The following is a 16,746-nucleotide window of genomic DNA, read 5'->3' on the forward strand; positions in this document are numbered from 1 at the left end:
CCCCCCGGGCGCCGCGGCCTTGGTGTCGCAGCCCCGCCCTGCCGCCCCCCGGGCGCGCCCCGATGAGATAGGGTAAGATCATGGACCTCGTGCAGACGCTTTCACAACGCCAGTCGATGCAGATGGGGGGGCAGATGCTCCACTCCCTCGCCATCCTCGGCATGTCGTCGCAAGATCTCTCCGATCATCTGGTCGAACAGGCCTCCTCGAACCCCTATCTCGCCTATCGCGCCCCCTCGGCCTTCATCGCCCGCGGCGGCGCCGATTTCGATGCGGTGGCGGCCGTTGCCGCGCACAAACCGAGCCTGATGGCGCATGTGGTCGACCAGATCGAGATGGCTTTCACCAACCCCGGCGACCGGATGATTGCGCTGCGCTTTGCCGAGGCGCTCGACCCTTCGGGCTGGCTCAGTCAGCCGGTCGAGACGATCGCGCTCGGCGCCGGTGTGGCGATGCCGCGCGCCGAGGCGGTGCTTTCGGTATTGCAGGGGTTCGAGCCTGCCGGGCTCTTTGCCCGCGACCTCTCCGATTGCCTGATCATTCAGGCGCGGGAGGAAGACATCCTGACCTGGGAAGTCGAGACGCTGATCCGCCATATCAACCTGCTGGCCGAAAACCGGCTCGCCGAGTTGGCCGATCTGTGCGATTGCGAGCCCTCCGATATTCCCGAGATCGTCAAGCTGATCCGGCATCTGAACCCGAAACCGGGTCTGGCCTTCGACCATCAGCCGACCCCGGTGTTTCCGCCCGACCTGATCGCCCTGCGCGGCCCCGAGGGCTGGACGGTGGAGTTGAACCGGGCCACCTCCCCGCGCATCACGGTGCGGGAGGATCGGCTCCCCGATGGCAAGGCCGACAAGGGGGCCCGCGCGGAGCGGCGCAAGGCGCTGGCCGAAGCGCGCGCGCTGGCTTTGGCGTTGGAGCGGCGCGGCGACACGCTTTTGCGCACCGCCGCGGTGCTCGTGGCGCGCCAATCCGCTTTTCTGGAAAAGGGGACGGCGCATCTTGTTCCGCTCACGCTTGAGGATGTTGCCTCCGAGCTGGGGCTGCATGCCTCGACCATTTCCCGCGCCGTTTCTGGCCGGATGATCCAGACCCCGGTGCGCGCGCTGCCGCTGCGGGCCTTCTTTTCCCGCGCGGTCTCAACCGGGGCAGGGGGCGAGGCGGTCTCGCGCGATTCCGCGCTCGATTTCGTGCAGCGCGTGGTCGGGGCGGAAGACCCGGCCAATCCGCTCAGCGATGATGCGATCGTGGTTCTGGCCGAACGCGCGGGGCTGCGCCTTGCGCGCCGCACGGTGGCAAAATACCGCTCCACCCTCGGGCTCGCGTCTTCCTATGAGCGCCGCCGCGCCGCCCTGGCCGGCTGAGTCGAAATGACTCTCCTCAAATGCTGATTTTAGCGCCGACAGGCGCGTCGGCGCTGCAATACTGTGCGGTGCCTCTTCACAAATCATGTATTTGAGCGACAAATTCGCCCATCTTCCCCACGCCATCCCTCGCAAGGCCGGATCCTCGCCTATATGTAAGGGACATCCCCCGAAGCGCCGCGGCCAGATGCGATTCTTTCGCGCAGTGACAGGCAGGGTCCGCTTCGGGCAGGACCGGAAGTTGAAGACCATGCCACAGACGCTTGCGCTGGAAGGGAATTTGACGCCATGACCGATCATACGCCCCGCTCCGAGGAGGACCGCATTCCGGTTCGCCCGCGCAAGCGGTCGGCGAGCCAGATTGCCGACCGGCTGGCGCTGGATGCGATCTACGAGATCGCCAAGACTTTTTCCGGCGCGCCCGATCCGATTGCGGTGGTGCCGCAGATCTTCAACGTGCTCTCTTCTTTCCTCGATCTGCGCCATGGCGTGCTTGCGGTGCTGTCCGAGCCGGGCAACGAGACGAAGGCGGTGAACCCCTACCGTATCGCCGCCACCTCGTTTCGCCGCGACGAATCTGCGCCCGCCTCCGATGTCCTCCCCGATGCGGTGGCGCGGATCGTGTTCCGCTCGGGCGTGCCCTTCGTCGCCTTTGACCTTGAGGAAGAATTCGGCGCCGAGGCGGTGCCGCGGCGGCTGCGCGACAGCGGCCAGACCCTGATTGCCGTGCCCTTGCGCGACCCGGAGCGCAGCCATTTCGTGCTGGGCGTCTTGGCCGCCTACCGCAGTCATGATCACAACCGCGCCGGCTATTCCGATGCCGATGTGCGGGTGCTCACCATGGTCGCCTCGCTCCTTGAACAAGCGCTGCGCTTTCGTGCCCGGATCGCGCGCGACCGCGAACGTGCGCTCGAAGATACCCGGCGCATGCTGCAATCGGTCAACGAGCAACGCGGCGTGGCGCAGCCGCCCGTCTCGATCGACGGCATCATCGGCTCGAGCCCGGCGATCTCCGAGGTGGTGGCGCAGGTGCGCCGGGTGGCGGGCACGAAAACGCCGGTGCTTTTGCGCGGCGAAAGCGGCACCGGCAAGGAGCTTTTTGCCCGCGCCGTGCATTCGCAATCCCCCCGCGCGAAAGGCCCGTTCATCCGCGTGAACTGCGCTGCGCTCTCGGAAACGCTTCTGGAATCGGAACTCTTCGGCCATGAGAAAGGCGCCTTTACCGGCGCCAATGCGCTGAAAAAGGGCCGCTTCGAGCTCGCCGACGGGGGCACGCTCTTCTTGGATGAGATCGGAGAGATTTCGCCCACGTTCCAGACCAAACTCCTGCGCGTGCTGCAGGAGGGCGAGTTCGAGCGGGTCGGCGGGCAGCGCACGCTCAAGGTCGATGTGCGCATCGTCGCGGCCACCAACCGCGACCTTGAAGACGCGGTCGCCCGCGGCGATTTTCGCGCCGATCTCTATTTCCGGATCTGCGTGGTGCCGATCGTGCTGCCGCCCTTGCGCAACCGCAAGGCGGATATCAAGCCGCTCGCGCAGCTCTTCCTCGACCGGTTCAACAAGTCGAACGGCACGAATGTGAAATTCGCCTCCGACGCCTTTGACCAGATCTGCCGCTGCAAGTTCCCCGGCAACGTGCGCGAGCTTGAAAACTGTGTGAACCGGGCCGCCTCGCTCTCCGATGGCGAGATCGTTCTGGCCGAGGAGCTCGCCTGCTCGCAGGGCGCCTGTCTCTCGGCGGAACTCTTCCGGTTGCAGGAGGGCGCCTCGCCGATCGGCGGGCTTGCGGTGGGGCGGATGATCACGCCCACGGTGCGGGTGTCCGACCCCGGTCCGCGCAATCCCGAACCGCCGCCCGCCGCACAGTCGCCGCGCGTGGCGGCCCCGCCGCCTGAGCCGCAGGTTCACTCTGAATATCAGCCTGAAATTCCCTCGCCCTATCCGCCGATGCCGCATGCCGAGCCGGAAGAATTGCACCAGGTGCGGCGCAAGACGGCGAATATCACCCGCGACGAGCTGATCCGCGCGCTTGAAAGCGCGGGCTGGGTGCAGGCCAAGGCGGCGCGGCTTCTCGGGATGACGCCGCGCCAGATCGCCTATGCGCTGCAAAAATTCGACATCGAACTGCGCCGGATCTGACCTTTTCAGCCCGTCGTGCGATGCGCCCGCCCGTGCCACCGCACGGGCCGCGCCCGACCGCCCTCGACGGGCGGGAGGGCGCGGGTTCCCCCGGCGCGCGGCTTGGCACAATCATTGTCAGACAAACGACAAACTTCGTGCCAAACCCCTCCAAACCGCGCCGCAACACCTGGCACGATCCTTGCTTGATAATCCTTGAACCAGATCTTCAGGAAGGGGAAGCTCCATGTCCGGCAATATCGTCTCGCTCGGCGGCCTCACCATCGGCTCGAAGGCCGCACTGGAAAAGGCGATGGCCTCCGAGGGCTGCGCCACCACGGGCGCCACCGGCTGCGGCTCGAAACAGGCCCCCGATGACATGGACCCCGCGACCTGGGCCAAGGTGAAGGATCACCCCTGTTATTCGGAAGAGGCGCATCACTACTTTGCCCGCATGCATGTGGCGGTTGCCCCCGCCTGCAACATCCAGTGCAACTACTGCAACCGCAAATACGACTGCGCCAATGAAAGCCGCCCCGGTGTTGTCTCCGAACGCCTCACCCCCGCAGAGGCCGCGCGCAAGGTGATTGCGGTGGCCAACGAAGTGCCCCAGCTTTCCGTTCTGGGCATCGCGGGCCCGGGCGACAGCTGCGCCGACTGGAAGAAGACGAAGGAAACCTTCTCCCGCGTCACCCAAGACATCCCCGACATGCGGCTGTGCCTGAGCTCAAACGGGCTCGCGCTGCCCGAACATGTCGAGGAACTGGTCGACATGAACGTCGATCACGTCACCATCACCATCAACATGATCGACCCGGAAGTCGGCGCGAAGATCTACCCCTGGATCCGGCATGGCGGCAAACGCTATTACGGTGTTGAGGCGAGCCAAATTCTGCATGAGCGCCAGATGCTTGCGCTCGACATGCTGGTGGCGCGCGGCATCCTCGTGAAGGTGAACTCGGTGCTGATCCCCGGCATCAACGACGAACACCTTCTCGCGGTGAACAAGGAAGTCAAACGCCGCGGCGCGTTCTTGCACAACATCATGCCGCTCATTTCCGACCCGGCGCATGGCACGCATTTTGGCCTGACCGGGCAGCGCGGGCCGACCGCGGCAGAGCTGCAAAAGGTGCAGGAAGCCTGCTCGGGCGGTGCAAACCTGATGAAGCATTGCCGCCAGTGCCGCGCCGATGCGGTGGGCCTTCTGGGCGAGGATCGCGGGCAGGAATTCAGCCTCGACAAGCTGCCCGAGGCGCTCGAATACGACCCCGCGGGCCGCGAGAGCTACAAGGATTGGGTGGCGAAGGAGCGTGAAGACCGCCGCGCCGCCGCCGCCGATGCCAAGGCCGAGACCGGCGCCACGGTTGCGGAAACCGCGCCGAAGCTGCTCGTTGCCGTGGCGACCCAGGGCGGCGGGCGCATCAACCAGCACTTCGGCCATGCCTCCGAGTTTCAGGTGTTCGAGGTCGATACCACCGGCGTGCGCTTCGCCTTCCATCGTCGTTGCGACAACTATTGCGTTGACGGCGCAGGCGAAGAGGGCCGGCTCGACCGCGTGATCGCGACGCTTGAGGGCATCGACACCGTGCTTTGCGCAAAAATCGGCGATTGCCCGCGCGAGACGCTGGCCGAGGCCGGGATCACGGTCTTGCAGGATTACGCCTACGATTACATCGAAACCGCCGTTTCCGCCGTTTACCGCGCGCGCATGGGCCTTGCCCCGGCGCAGGCCGAAACCGCGTGAGGAGAGAGCATGCCCGAGGGACCGGCACCCGTGGACTGGGAGGGCAGGGCGCTCGATTGCGCCTCCTGCCGGTTCCGGATGCGGCTCGACCTCGGGCAATGCGGGCTCGGCTGGTCCTGCCTCAATGACCGTTACGCCAAACGGATCGAGCGCTTCTTCCTGCTCAACCCGGAACTGGCGGACGAGAACCTGAACCACCCCTATTTTGAAACCCGGGTGAATGCGGCGCGCCATGCCTCGGTGTTCCGCATCCCGCGGCTTCTGGACGACCCCGATCCCGCGGTCCGCGCGATGGCGATCCTGCGTCTGCCGCAGGCGGCTGCCGAAAAGCTGATCCATGACCCGGACCGCGCCGTGCGCATTGCCGTGGCGCATCGTCTGCCGCCCGCAAGCCTGATCCCGCTGATGCACGATGTCGAACCCTCGGTGCGCCTTGTGGTGGCGCGGCGCGCGCCCGATGGCGTGCTGCCGGGGCTGATCGACGACCCGGACCCCTCCGTGCGCCGCATCGTCGTGAACCGCATCCCGCCCGACTGGATCGACCGGTTCCGCCGCGACCCCGATCCGCTCGTGCGCCGCGCCGCCGCGCATCGCCGCCCCATGCTGTTCGTCGAGGACGAGGACATCCGCGTGCGTCATGCCGCTGCCGAAGAGGGCTGCGAAAAGGTTCTGGCGCGCCTTCTTGACGACCCCGAGGACATCATCCGCGAGACCGCCCGCGCGCGGCTTGCCAAGCTGGAAGGATCTGCCGATGTCGACCGATGACCGCGAGATCGAAGTGTACCGCCAACCGCTTTACCTGCCCGGCGACAAGGTGATGTCGCGCAAGCAGGTGAAGAACGATGGCACCATGCCGGGCCGCGAGATCGGCGAGATCGTCGTGAAGAAGGGCGATGTCGGCTATGTGCGCGACATCGGCACCTTCCTCGGCCAGTTTTACATCTATGCCGTTGATTACCTTGAACGCGGCGCGATCGTGGGGATGCGCGAGGCCGAGATCGTGCCCGCCGAGGCGCTCGGCCCCCGCGACAATGACCGCCCCGCGCTGCAATCGCATATCGTCACCCGCGAGATGCTGCAAAAAGCCTGACTTCCCCCTTATTTCGCTGAATTCCCAAGGAGAAAGCCCGATGAAAGTGATGATCCGCGAAACCGCCAAGGGCCTTGAAGCCTATGTGCCGAAGAAGGACCTCGAAGAGATGGTGGTCGAGCAGGAAAAGCCGGGCCTCTGGGGCGGCTGGGCCAAGCTCTCGAACGGCTGGGTTTTCGCCATGCCGGAGTTTGACACGCCGCCCGCGCTGCCCGTGACCGTCGATGCGCGCAAGATCGGGGATGAGGATTGATGTCCGATCTCGACCTTCTCGACAAGGCCATGGCCGAGGTGGCGCAGGGCAAGCGCGTGCCCTACCTCGGCGCCGAGGTCTCGGCGCTTTCGGGGAGCGCGGCCCCCGCGACCCCCGCGGCGCTCTCGGCCATTCTCGAATCCAAGGTCCGCGCACCGCGCCGGGCCGCGGGCAATATGTGGGCCGTGGCGCAATATATCGAAAGCCGCAAGTTCCGGGGCACGCTCAATAAACTGGTGCGCGAGGCGTTTGCCGTGCCGCCCGGTGGCGTGAACCCGGTGCATGACTGGCTTGCCCGGATCCGGCCCCCGATGGTGGTCGACAGCTGGTATGACGACGGGCTTCTGCGCGCCTTCGGGCCGGGGCGGGATGATTGGGGCTATGTGCAGGGCGTGAGCCGTGCGGGCGGCTGGACCGAAGATTTCACCCGCGCCTTCACCGCAGGCGGGGGCGAGCGTGACGCGGCCGATCCGAGCTGGCCGAGCCTCATTTACAAACCGCACGGGCTTGCCACGGCGGAGGGCTCGTTTTTGATGTCGGATGCCGATTACGTTGAAGTGCTGACCGAGATCGACATCCAGACCCCGATCCCGGAAGAGGTGCAGAACCGCCGCACCGGGCGGCCCTTCCTGTTCCTCGGCTGCCGTTTCGATGACCAGCTTTTGCGGATCTACGCGCGCCAGATTACCAAACGCTCGGGCCGGGGCCATATTGCCGTGCTGCCGGGGCCGCTGACGAAGATGGAGGAGAAATTCCTCGAAGAGATGGAGATGATCCGCATCGATCTGCCGCTCGAAGCGGTGACCGAGCGGCTCACGGTGGCGGAAGGCTGAAGGACTCAGGCGCAGCCGCTGACCTATTGCCGATTGCGCGCCCCCGCCATGCACGATGAGCAATTGTAAAACGGCGGTTTCGGGCGGAGCATGGATGTGTCGGCAGAGGTCGACAGGAATGACCCGATGGCTTGGCCCAAAGAGGGGCCGGAAAGGCAGGCATGAAGCTCAGCGCAAGAAATGTTCTGACGGGCACCGTGATCTCGGTTGAGGTCGGTCATGTCACCTCTCATGTGAAGATCGACATCGGCGGGGCCATTGTGACCGCCGCGATCACCAACGAAGCCGTCGCCGATCTGGGCCTGAAAGAAGGAGATCGGGCCAGTGCGATCATCAAGGCCAGCGACGTGATCATCGGCGTGTGACAGCGCTGCGAAAGGGGGAGCCAAAGATCCCCGACATGTCAGGACGAAAGGGGCGCGGCCGTTACCGGATCGCGCCCCTTTCGTATTTTGCATTCAAGGGGTTACGCCGGGGCGATATGCACTTTCACATCGCGGGGCGGCGCCCAGAACGGCGCGGAGGTAACAAGGATCTGCGCGCCCGTTGCAGCATATTCAGCGGCGTTTTTTGCGTTCACCCCGCCTGCCGCCGCCACCTTGCCGGGCCAGCGGGGGCCGAGGGCTTCGACCACGGCGGCCACCTCGGCGGGGGGGAATTTCTCAAGCTGCAGCACTTCGGCGCCGGCCTCGGCGGCGGCCAGTGCCTCGTCGCGGCTTCCCACCTCCACCACCACGCGCCGCTCGGGGCAGGTGGTGCGGAGCCGGGCGATCTGGTGCGCCAATGCCTCTGCACCGCCAAAGGCGCGATGTTCGGAAAAGAGCAGCACCGTATCGGAAAGCCCGGCGCGGTGGACCGTGGCGCCGCCCGCACAGACCGCCTTGGCCGAGAGCGCACGCGTGCCCGGCACCGCCTTGCGGGTGCAGGCGACCGAAATGGACGGCGCCACGGCCTCGGCCGCGGCGACGATTTCGGCGGCGGATGAGGCGATCCCCGAGGCCCATTCGATCAGCACCTGCGCCACTTTCCAGCCTGCGAGCAGGGCCTCTGCCTGACCGCGGCCGAAAAGCAGCATCTCGCCTTCGGGGACGGTCTTGCCCGAGGGGCAGGCCAGCCAGGCCTCGGCGCCCAGCAGCTGCAGCACCCGCACCGCTTCCTCGGAGCAGGCGACGGTCATCGGCGCGCGCGCCCGCATCGTGATCTCGCCCGCCTCGAGCCCGATGCCGAGCGCGCGGGTGGTCAGATCGCCCATCGGCACATCTTCGCGGATCAGCGCCATGAGCGCCTGGTCGTCAATCAGGAACATCCGTCATCTTCCTTTCCGGGGCGGTTTCCGCGGGGCGACCACGACCGGCAAGCGCGGTGGCCTTGAGCCGCGCGACGATCCGGTCGCCCGGGGCGAAACCGAGCCTGTCCCAGGACTTACGCGACACCCGCGAGAGCAGCAAGGCGCCATTGCCCGCGGGGCCAAGCGCGAGCCGCACCGTGGTCAGATGGCCGTCCGGGTCGGGGGCGGCATCAAGGATGGTGGCGGGAAGCGCGTTCAGGATCGTGGTGTCGAGCGGCGCGCGCCGCCCAAGGCTGACATCCGAGGCCGGGATGCGCAGCCGCCGCCGCGTGCCCGCTGGCCCGAGCGCACCGGGCACAGTGATCACGCCGCCGGGCACGGCGATCTCGCTCAGCCCATAGGCCGGATCGACCGCGATCACCTCGCCCTCGATCACCGCGGCGAGGTCCGGGCGGTGGATGAGCGGCAGCGACGGGTCGGCGAGCAACTGGGCGAGGGGGCCCTCGGCGCGGACTTTTCCCGCTTCCATCAGCACGAGGCGGTCGGCGAGCCGCTCGACCTCGGAAATGTCGTGGCTGACAAAGAGGATCGGCATTTCGAGCGTGGCATGGAGCCGCTCCAGATAGGGCAGGATCTCCTCGCGCGAGATCCGGTCGAGCGCGGAGAGGGGCTCGTCCATCAGCAGCAGTTCGGGTTGCGACAGGAGCGCCCGGCCGATCGCCACACGCTGCCGCTCGCCGCCTGAAAGCGCCGCGGTAGGGCGGGAAAAGAGCGCCTCGATGCCCAGCAGACCCACCACTTCCGCCTCGCCGATGCGCAGCGGGCCACGCGCCCGTTTCATCCCGTAGCGGAGGTTCTCGCGCACGCTCAGATGCGCAAAAAGGCTTGCTTCCTGAAACACATAGCCCACGGCGCGGCGATGCGGCGGAGTGATCTTGCGCCCCTCCTGCCAGATCTGCCCGTTCACCTCGAGCCGCCCGCCGGGGAGCCGCGTCAGCCCTGCCATGCAGCGCAGCACTGAGGTCTTGCCGCAGCCCGACGGGCCGAAAAGCGCGGTCACGCCGCGGCCGGGCGCCTCGAACGCGACATCAAGATCGAAACTGCCGAGACGCCCGGCAAAGCGTGCCGAGATCATCGCCGCGCATCTCCGCGCGCTTCTCCGAAGCGCCGCTCAATCAGCATCATCGCGAGGATGACCGAGAAGGAAAGCACCAGCATGCCGCCCGCCAGCACATGCGCCTTGCCCCATTCGAGGTTCTCGACATAGTCGAAGATCGTCACCGAAAGCACCTTGGTCTTGCCCGGGATCGCGCCGCCGATCATCAGCACGACGCCGAATTCGCCGACTGTATGCGCGAAGCCCAGAATCGCCCCGGTCGAGAGCCCCGGTGCGGCAAGCGGCAGGGCGACAGAGCGGAAGGCATCGAAGGGCGAGGCGCGCAGCGTTGCGGCGACTTCCATCGGTCGCGCGCCCATCGCCGCGAAACTGTTGCGGATCGGGTTCACCACGAAGGGCAGGGAATAGATCACCGAGCCCAGAACGAGCCCGGCGAAGGTGAAGGAGAGCTTGTGGCCCAGAAGTGCGGTGAGAGGCGACTCCGGCCCCATCGCGATCAGCAGATAAAAGCCCAGCACCGTGGGCGGCAGCACGATCGGCAACGAGATGATCGCGCCGACCGCTTCCTTCCACAGCCCGCCGGGCTGCGCGAGCCACCACGCGAGAGGCGTGCCGATCAGCAGCAGGACCACGGTGGTCACGCTCGCAAGCTTGAGCGTCAGCACCAGCGTCTCGAGCATCGCCGGATCGTGGAGGCTCGCAAGACTCATCCGTTATTCCTCGGTTTCATAGCCATATTTCTGGATGATCGCGACAGCTTCCGGAGATTTCAGGAAGTCGAGAAATGCCTTCGCCGCCGGATCTTCCGCGCCCGGCTTGAGCAGGACGGCGTTCTGCGCGATCGGCGCATAAAGATCCTGCGGCACCATCCATTCCGACCCCGTCTTGTCGTCGATCACTTGCGAATAGGCCACAAAGCCGATCGGCGCATTGCCGGTGGCGGTGAACTGATAGGCCTGGGCAATACTTTTGCCGGTAATGATTTTCGGCGCAAGGGCATCGGTCAGCCCGAGCTTTTCGATCACTTCCATCGCCGCCGCGCCATAAGGCGCCGAGGCCGGATCGGCAATCGCCACATGCTCCGGGTCGGCCTTCAACGCGGCGTCAGTGCCGTCGATGGCCTTCGGATCGGCGCTCCAGAGCACGAGCTTGCCGCGCGCATAGGTGAAGTTCGTGCCCGCGACCCCGAACCCGTCCTCGACCGCTTTCGTCGGGCGTTTGGCATCGGCGGAGAGGAACACCTCAAAGGGCGCGCCCTGCGTGATCTGGGTGTAGAACTGGCCCGAGGGACCGAAACTGAGCGTCACCGTATCGCCGGTTTTCTCGGTGAAGAGCGCGGCGATTTCCTGCGCGGGCTTGGTGAAGTTCGCGGCGACCGCGGCAATCACTTCCTCCGCGGCGGCGGGGGTGGCGAGCGCGGCCGAGGCGGCAAGCGCGAGGGTCAGGCGGAGGGAGGTCATCGGCAGTCCTTTCGTTTTTCGGGAAAACCCGGGTGCAGTCGCTATATATACGAACCTCATAGCGGTGGCGAGAGCGACCCGGCAACCGCTGCCCCGGAAAGGGCCTCCGGGCTGCGACCACTTGGCGGTGACGGAAGGGTAACACTGTGCGGAACGCGGGCGGATTTGCGTAAACTGCCCGGAAAACGGGCAGCTTGAGAAGCCCGCGGGCGCGTTTGCGGCGAGTCGTCGTGGCGTCCGGGGTGGCATCCGGGGTGGCATCCGGTCGCGCTCTGGCGCAGGGTGGGCAAAACGGAGGTCGGCAGATGAGCGACGGGTTGAAGAGTGCATTGATCCTTGAGCGCACGGGCGCGCGGATGGGGGCGGAACGGGTGGCGCTGCTCGCGGCGATCGGGCGCACGGGCTCAATCTCGGGCGCCGCGCGCGAGGTCGGGCTGAGCTACAAGGCGGCCTGGGACGGGGTGCAGGCGATGAACAACCTGTTTGCGAGCCCTTTGGTGAGCGCGGCGCCGGGCGGGCGTGCGGGGGGCGGCGCGGTGCTGACCGAGGCGGGTGAGAAGGTGATTGCCGCCTATGGCGCGATCGAGGAGGGGCTCGCCAAGCTCATGGCCTCGCTCGAGGCGCGGCTCGACCTGCCCGCCACCGAGGTTCTGCGCGGGCTGAGCCTGCGCACCTCGGCGCGCAATCTCTGGGCGTGCCGGGTGACCGAGCTCAACGCCGATGCCGTGAGCGCCTCGGTGCGGCTTGAACTGGGCGAGGGGCAGCAGCTCACCTCGGTGATCACCGCGCGCTCGGCCGCCGAGTTGGGGCTTGTGCCCGGCAGCGAGGTTCTGGCGCTGGTGAAATCGAATTTCGTCATGCTCACCCGCGACGAGGCGCCGCGACTCTCGATCCGCAACCGTCTGACGGGCGTGGTGATGGAGCGGATCGACGGCGATCTGGGCGCGGAAGCGGTGCTCGATCTGGGGGGCGGCAAAACGCTCACTGCGAGCATCACCCGCGAGAGCGCCGAGGGGCTGGCGCTTGCGCCAGGAGAGCGGGTCACCGCGCTCGTCAAATCGAGCCATGTGATCCTTGCTCTGCCGTGACGGGCGATCGCGCAGGAAAACGTGCTGCCCCGCCGCTTGCAGGCGCAACGGCTTCCCGAAGTTCACCCAAAGGCGGGACGGCGGTTTTTCAAGGCTTTTCAAGCGATTTTCTTCGTGCTCTCACAGGGCAAAGGTCGGGATTCCCGGCCCCGATCAGACCGGAGACATGCCATGACACGCATTTATGACGACAATTCGCTCTCCATCGGCCGCACGCCGCTCGTGAAGCTCTCGCGCCTCGGCGCGGGGCTCGGCGCAACGGTTCTGGCCAAGATCGAGGGCCGCAACCCGGCCTATTCTGTCAAATGCCGGATCGGTTCGGCGATGATCTGGGATGCCGAGGAAAAGGGGCTGCTCACGCCCGGGCGCGAGATCGTCGAGCCCACCTCGGGGAACACGGGGATCGCGCTTGCGGCGGTGGCAGCGGCGCGCGGCATTCCGATCACGCTGACCATGCCCGAGACGATGAGCCTTGAACGGCGCAAGCTGCTTCTGGCCTATGGCGCAAAACTCGTGCTCACCGAGGGGGCGAAGGGGATGGCGGGAGCGATCGCCAAGGCCGAGGAAATTGCGGCGTCGGACCCGAAATATCTGCTGCTTCAACAATTCCAGAACCCCGCGAACCCGGCGATCCACGAACGCACCACGGGGCCGGAGATCTGGGAGGATACCGAGGGTGAGCTGGACATTTTCGTGGCGGGCGTCGGCACCGGCGGCACGATTACCGGCACCACGCGCTTTTTGAAGGCCAAGGCGCCCGGCCGCATCACTTCGGTTGCGGTCGAGCCCGCGGCAAGCCCGGTGCTCAGCCAGGCGCGGGCGGGCGAAGTGCTCAAGCCCGGGCCGCACAAGATCCAGGGGATCGGCGCGGGCTTCGTGCCCGGCGTGCTCGACCTCGCGCTGATCGATGCGATCGAGACCGTGACGAACGAGGAAGCGATGGAGGTCGCGCTGCGGCTCGCCCGCGAGGAGGGGATCCTCTCGGGCATCTCCTGCGGCGCGGCGGTGGCGGTGGCGCTGCGGCTCGCCGCCCGGACCGAGAACGCGGGCAAGCGGATCGTGGTGATCCTGCCCGACTCGGGCGAGCGCTATCTTTCTTCGGCGCTGTTCGAGGGCGTGTTCGACGGGGCGGGGACGCCCGCCTGAGGCGCCATCAGCCAAGCCTGCGCCGCCCGTTTTGCCGGGCGGCGTTGCTTTTGCGCGTTCAGAACAGGAAATCCTGACTGTCGAGCGTGCCAGCCATGACATGGAAGAGCGTGATCGTCAGATCCTCGAAGCTCAGCACGGCATTCGTGCCCTGCTGCGACAGATGCCCCCCCAGATCGGCCCAGCTCGCAAGTCCGGCGATGCCGCTCAGGTCGATCACATCGGAGCCTGCGTGGAAGTCGCGGATCAAGTCAGCCCCGTCGCCCGCAAGGAAGACGAAAGTATCTGCGCCACCGCCGCCCCAGAGCGTGTCATTGCCGGTGCCGCCGATGATCGTGTCGGCGCCCGCGCGCGCGGCGATGAAATCATCCCCTGCATCGCCCCAGATCTGATCGTTGCCGTTGCCCGCAAGCACACGGTCATTGCCCGAGCCGCCGTGGACCGTATCGGCATTCGCGGCTGTGTCCCCGCTGACAATGTAACGGTCGTCGCCCGCGCCGAGCGAAACCAGATCGTTGCCGCCGCCATCGGTGGTGTAATCGCCGCTGTCGCCGCCGGTGATCGTGTCGTCGCCCGCCCCGGCATAGAGGTTGCAGCCAGCATGCGACGCGGTCAGCCGGTCGTTGCCAGCGCCGCCGTCGAGCGTGTCATGCCCGCCGAGGCTGGTGAGCACCTCGTCGCCTGCGCCGCCGCGCACCCGGTCGTTGCCCGCATCGAGCGTATCGGTGAACCAGTCGTTGCCATCGCCCAGAGTGATGTCATCATCGCCCGCGCCACCGCTTGCGGTGTCATCGCCCGCGCCGGTCGAGATCTTGTCGCTCCCTTCGTCGCCATAAACGAGATCATCGCCCGCCGAGGTCTGGATCGTGTCATTGCCCGCGCCGCCAGTCACCGTGTCGCCCGTGCCGATGGCATCGCCCGTGCCTCTGTAGCGGTCGTTTCCGGCGCCGAGTGCGACGAGATCGTGCCCGCCCGCATCGAACACCAGATCGGTGCCCGCGCCGCCGGTCATCGTGTCGTCGCCCCGCCCGCCATTCAGATTTGAACCGTCGTCGCTTGCGACGAGGCTGTCGTTGCCGTCACCGCCATTCAGCCGGTCACGGCCGCCAAGGCTCTCCAGCACATCGTCTCCCGCGCCGCCCCACACCACATCAACCTCGTTCGCGGGGCTGTCGATAAAATGATCGTTGCCGTCGCCAAGCCGGATCTTGTCGGTGCCGGTGCCGCCGATGACGCTGTCATCCCCCGCGCCGGCAGATATCGTGTCATCCCCGCTGCCGCCCGTGATGCTGTCGGCGCCGGAGCTACCGGTGATCTTCCGGTTGTCGTTGCTGCCCGGGCCGACGGCGGGTGTGGTGAGGGCCGCGGGGGCGTCCTTGGCGGCGCCCGGCCCGCTGACCAGCACGAACTGGGACGCCTCGAGCCCCACGAGGGTGGCGCCAGTGATCAGGAGCGCGCCCTCTGCCGTCGCGAGTGTCACACCGAGGCTCGATTGTGCCATCAGCGCGGTGACGGCGCTCCAGCTCGTCAGCGCGGAGATCTGTGACAGGTCGATACGATCGTCACTGCTGAAATCGGTAATCTCGTCGGTGCCGAAGCCGGCGCTGAAGAGGAAAGTGTCGGCCCCGGTGCCCCCGGTCAGCGTGTCATTGCCCGCGCCACCGGTGAGCCGGTCGTCGCCCGCACCCCCCGACACATGGTCATTGCCGGCGCCCGCATCGATCGCATTGGCCGCGTCATTCCCGGTGAGCGTGTCGTTGCCCGCGCCGGTGCGAAGATTTTCGATCAGCGTATCGGCGGAAATGATCATGTTGCCGATGCGCCCAAAAACGTCGGAGATCGCGCCCGGGGTCAGGTCGATGCGCGCGGCATCTGTGCGGTTGGCAAAATCGACTGTATCGGTGCCGGAGCTGTCGACTAGGGTGAAGGAGACGGAGCGGTTGATCGTTGTCGCGCCAAGGTAGTCGAGCGCGCCGCCCGCGGTGGAGCCCAGGCCGTAGGTGGTGTCGCCTGCGTGGCTGGCATGCGTGCCGTAGAGGCTGCGCACCGCGGCGATGTCGAAGCTCATGGGGGTGAGCACATAGGCATAGGAGGCGTTGGTGTTCGGGTTCTGCGCCTGCGTGAAATAGGACATCACCGAAGTCTGCCAGCTGTCGTTGGCGTAAAGCGCGTCCTGGGCGAAGCTGGCGGAGCCATCGTAATCGCCGGTATGGCCGAGCCCGAGCGCATGGCCGATTTCATGCAGATAGGTCTGATAGCCGTAACTGCCGATGGAACTGCCGTATTTCGTCGTCCATGCGGCACCGATGGTCACTGTGGCCGCTGCCAGCACCTCTCCGCTCCAGATGACCGAGGTATAGGCGCCCGATCCGGTGTTCTGGAACCGGATCTGGCCGGTCCCCGCGGTCTCAACGAAGGTGATGCCGGTGACCTCGCTCCATTCATGAAACGCGGCGGCGATCAAAGCCTTCTCCTCCGCGCTGAGGCTGGCGGCGACCGAATAGCGCACGCTGTGCGTGCCGGTGATCTCCCAGGCGGCACGATGCCCGCCCCAGTAGCCCTGGGTGAGCTGCCAGGTTGCCTGCTCGGCAGTGTAGATCGGAAGAGGCATGGCCGGTCTCCTGAGCACAAGACAAGAGGCGTTCTGCCTTCAGGAAGGGCACCCGGCGGAGGCCGGAACACGATGAGAGGAAACAGAAAATAAGGCGTCCGATTGTCGGTGGCGCCAGTCTCTGGAAATAAGGTTACGCGCCTTGTATTGATCTGGCAATAAAATATTCGGCGCAAATTTTCATATTATGCCCCGGTCGTGGAGGGTATAAAATGAGCCGCGAAAATTTTAGCAAAGCGGAGCCGGGCGGTGCGATGACGCATCGAGCCGAGGCAAACGGCGCGCCGGACTCAGGGGAGGGCAGATGCGCCGGGGGCGAGAGCGCGGCCCTGCCCGCGGGCCCTTTGCCCAGCGAGAGCATGGCCCCTGCAATCTTGGAAAAAGTCCGTCAAAATAGGTCGGAGTTCCTTCGCTGGAGGGTAAATCTTGGTCGGATTTCGGTGTGCCGGGAAATGTGTTCCGGGTTTGTTCCGCGTTGAAATCGCCCCTGGGTTGTATTTGTTGCGGATAGTCACCGTGATTTTGTCGCGGGTTTGCCCTCTCTTCCGCCCCTTCAATTTCTCGGGATCACCGTTTCTGCGCCGCCCAATGGCGGATCAGCCGGATTTCAAGGACTTGGCATGAAAATTCG

Annotated in this window: 15 protein-coding genes; 10 read left to right on the forward strand and 5 right to left on the reverse strand. The window is 66.2% G+C overall.

Annotated features, from left to right (window positions below; genetic code table 11):
* Positions 1-80: 80 nt before the first annotated feature.
* The 8 genes from rpoN (at position 81) to CRO22_RS10330 (ending at position 7,770) form a co-directional block, all read left to right on the forward strand.
* Complete coding sequence (rpoN, locus tag CRO22_RS10295; RefSeq protein WP_097070058.1) at positions 81-1,367, forward strand: RNA polymerase factor sigma-54; 1,287 nt, start codon at positions 81-83, stop codon at positions 1,365-1,367.
* A gap of 288 nt (positions 1,368-1,655) precedes the next feature.
* Entirely contained in the window at positions 1,656-3,506 is a 1,851-nt protein-coding gene (nifA, locus tag CRO22_RS10300) for a nif-specific transcriptional activator NifA (protein WP_097070059.1), read from the forward strand.
* Between the two features lie 226 nt (positions 3,507-3,732).
* Entirely contained in the window at positions 3,733-5,229 is a 1,497-nt protein-coding gene (gene nifB / locus CRO22_RS10305; RefSeq protein ID WP_097070060.1) for a nitrogenase cofactor biosynthesis protein NifB, read from the forward strand.
* Between the two features lie 9 nt (positions 5,230-5,238).
* Entirely contained in the window at positions 5,239-5,994 is a 756-nt protein-coding gene (locus CRO22_RS10310) for a 4Fe4S-binding leucine-rich repeat protein (protein WP_097070061.1), read from the forward strand.
* On the forward strand, positions 5,981-6,319 hold the full coding sequence (locus tag CRO22_RS10315; protein ID WP_097070062.1) for a nitrogen fixation protein NifZ: 339 nt from the start codon (positions 5,981-5,983) through the stop codon (positions 6,317-6,319). The genes CRO22_RS10310 and CRO22_RS10315 overlap by 14 nt, the downstream gene beginning before the upstream one ends.
* A 40-nt stretch (positions 6,320-6,359) precedes the next feature.
* On the forward strand, positions 6,360-6,572 hold the full coding sequence (nifT, locus tag CRO22_RS10320; RefSeq protein ID WP_097070063.1) for a putative nitrogen fixation protein NifT: 213 nt from the start codon (positions 6,360-6,362) through the stop codon (positions 6,570-6,572).
* Entirely contained in the window at positions 6,572-7,405 is an 834-nt protein-coding gene (locus CRO22_RS10325) for an SIR2 family NAD-dependent protein deacylase (protein WP_097070064.1), read from the forward strand. The genes nifT and CRO22_RS10325 overlap by 1 nt, the downstream gene beginning before the upstream one ends.
* Positions 7,406-7,566: 161 nt before the next feature.
* Positions 7,567-7,770 (forward strand): TOBE domain-containing protein, encoded by a 204-nt coding sequence (locus tag CRO22_RS10330; protein WP_097070065.1) that lies wholly within the window; start codon positions 7,567-7,569, stop codon positions 7,768-7,770.
* Positions 7,771-7,871: 101 nt separating this feature from the next.
* Here CRO22_RS10330 and modD read toward each other — a convergent pair whose 3' ends face one another.
* From modD to modA, 4 genes are read right to left on the reverse strand one after another with little or no spacing between them, the layout of a single operon-like run.
* Positions 7,872-8,711, reverse strand: a complete 840-nt coding sequence (gene modD, locus CRO22_RS10335) for a ModD protein (RefSeq protein WP_097070066.1) — start codon at positions 8,709-8,711, stop codon at positions 7,872-7,874.
* On the reverse strand, positions 8,698-9,828 hold the full coding sequence (gene modC / locus CRO22_RS10340; protein ID WP_097070067.1) for a molybdenum ABC transporter ATP-binding protein: 1,131 nt from the start codon (positions 9,826-9,828) through the stop codon (positions 8,698-8,700). Before modC ends, modD begins: the two co-directional genes overlap by 14 nt.
* Positions 9,825-10,520, reverse strand: a complete 696-nt coding sequence (gene modB / locus CRO22_RS10345; RefSeq protein WP_097070068.1) for a molybdate ABC transporter permease subunit — start codon at positions 10,518-10,520, stop codon at positions 9,825-9,827. The genes modC and modB overlap by 4 nt, the downstream gene beginning before the upstream one ends.
* Positions 10,521-10,523: 3 nt before the next feature.
* A complete protein-coding gene (gene modA, locus CRO22_RS10350; protein WP_097070069.1) occupies positions 10,524-11,270 on the reverse strand; it encodes a molybdate ABC transporter substrate-binding protein in 747 nt (248 codons plus the stop codon).
* A gap of 305 nt (positions 11,271-11,575) precedes the next feature.
* Here modA and CRO22_RS10355 point away from each other — a divergent pair, with 305 nt between their 5' ends.
* The gene (locus tag CRO22_RS10355; protein WP_097070070.1) at positions 11,576-12,358 is read left to right on the forward strand and encodes a TOBE domain-containing protein; all 783 of its coding nucleotides are present in this window, start codon (positions 11,576-11,578) and stop codon (positions 12,356-12,358) included.
* 171 nt (positions 12,359-12,529) lie between these two features.
* Positions 12,530-13,504, forward strand: coding sequence for a cysteine synthase A (gene cysK, locus CRO22_RS10360; protein ID WP_097070071.1), 975 nt, complete (start codon positions 12,530-12,532; stop codon positions 13,502-13,504).
* Positions 13,505-13,562: 58 nt separating this feature from the next.
* On the opposite strand, the gene CRO22_RS10365 is transcribed toward cysK, so the two are convergent.
* On the reverse strand, positions 13,563-16,115 hold the full coding sequence (locus CRO22_RS10365; RefSeq protein WP_097070072.1) for a M10 family metallopeptidase: 2,553 nt from the start codon (positions 16,113-16,115) through the stop codon (positions 13,563-13,565).
* Between the last annotated feature and the right edge of the window lie 631 nt (positions 16,116-16,746).

Origin of the sequence: Rhodobacter maris (assembly GCF_900217815.1) — a bacterium.
Taxonomy (GTDB): Bacteria; Pseudomonadota; Alphaproteobacteria; order Rhodobacterales; family Rhodobacteraceae; genus Rhodobacter; species Rhodobacter maris.

Coding starts and splice junctions, on each gene's coding strand:
- rpoN (WP_097070058.1), top strand. CDS start 81: ATGGACCTCGTGCAGACGCTTTCACAACGCCAGTCGATGCAGATGGGG.
- nifA (WP_097070059.1), top strand. CDS start 1,656: ATGACCGATCATACGCCCCGCTCCGAGGAGGACCGCATTCCGGTTCGC.
- nifB (WP_097070060.1), top strand. CDS start 3,733: ATGTCCGGCAATATCGTCTCGCTCGGCGGCCTCACCATCGGCTCGAAG.
- CRO22_RS10310 (WP_097070061.1), top strand. CDS start 5,239: ATGCCCGAGGGACCGGCACCCGTGGACTGGGAGGGCAGGGCGCTCGAT.
- CRO22_RS10315 (WP_097070062.1), top strand. CDS start 5,981: ATGTCGACCGATGACCGCGAGATCGAAGTGTACCGCCAACCGCTTTAC.
- nifT (WP_097070063.1), top strand. CDS start 6,360: ATGAAAGTGATGATCCGCGAAACCGCCAAGGGCCTTGAAGCCTATGTG.
- CRO22_RS10325 (WP_097070064.1), top strand. CDS start 6,572: ATGTCCGATCTCGACCTTCTCGACAAGGCCATGGCCGAGGTGGCGCAG.
- CRO22_RS10330 (WP_097070065.1), top strand. CDS start 7,567: ATGAAGCTCAGCGCAAGAAATGTTCTGACGGGCACCGTGATCTCGGTT.
- modD (WP_097070066.1), bottom strand. CDS start 8,711: ATGTTCCTGATTGACGACCAGGCGCTCATGGCGCTGATCCGCGAAGAT.
- modC (WP_097070067.1), bottom strand. CDS start 9,828: ATGATCTCGGCACGCTTTGCCGGGCGTCTCGGCAGTTTCGATCTTGAT.
- modB (WP_097070068.1), bottom strand. CDS start 10,520: ATGAGTCTTGCGAGCCTCCACGATCCGGCGATGCTCGAGACGCTGGTG.
- modA (WP_097070069.1), bottom strand. CDS start 11,270: ATGACCTCCCTCCGCCTGACCCTCGCGCTTGCCGCCTCGGCCGCGCTC.
- CRO22_RS10355 (WP_097070070.1), top strand. CDS start 11,576: ATGAGCGACGGGTTGAAGAGTGCATTGATCCTTGAGCGCACGGGCGCG.
- cysK (WP_097070071.1), top strand. CDS start 12,530: ATGACACGCATTTATGACGACAATTCGCTCTCCATCGGCCGCACGCCG.
- CRO22_RS10365 (WP_097070072.1), bottom strand. CDS start 16,115: ATGCCTCTTCCGATCTACACTGCCGAGCAGGCAACCTGGCAGCTCACC.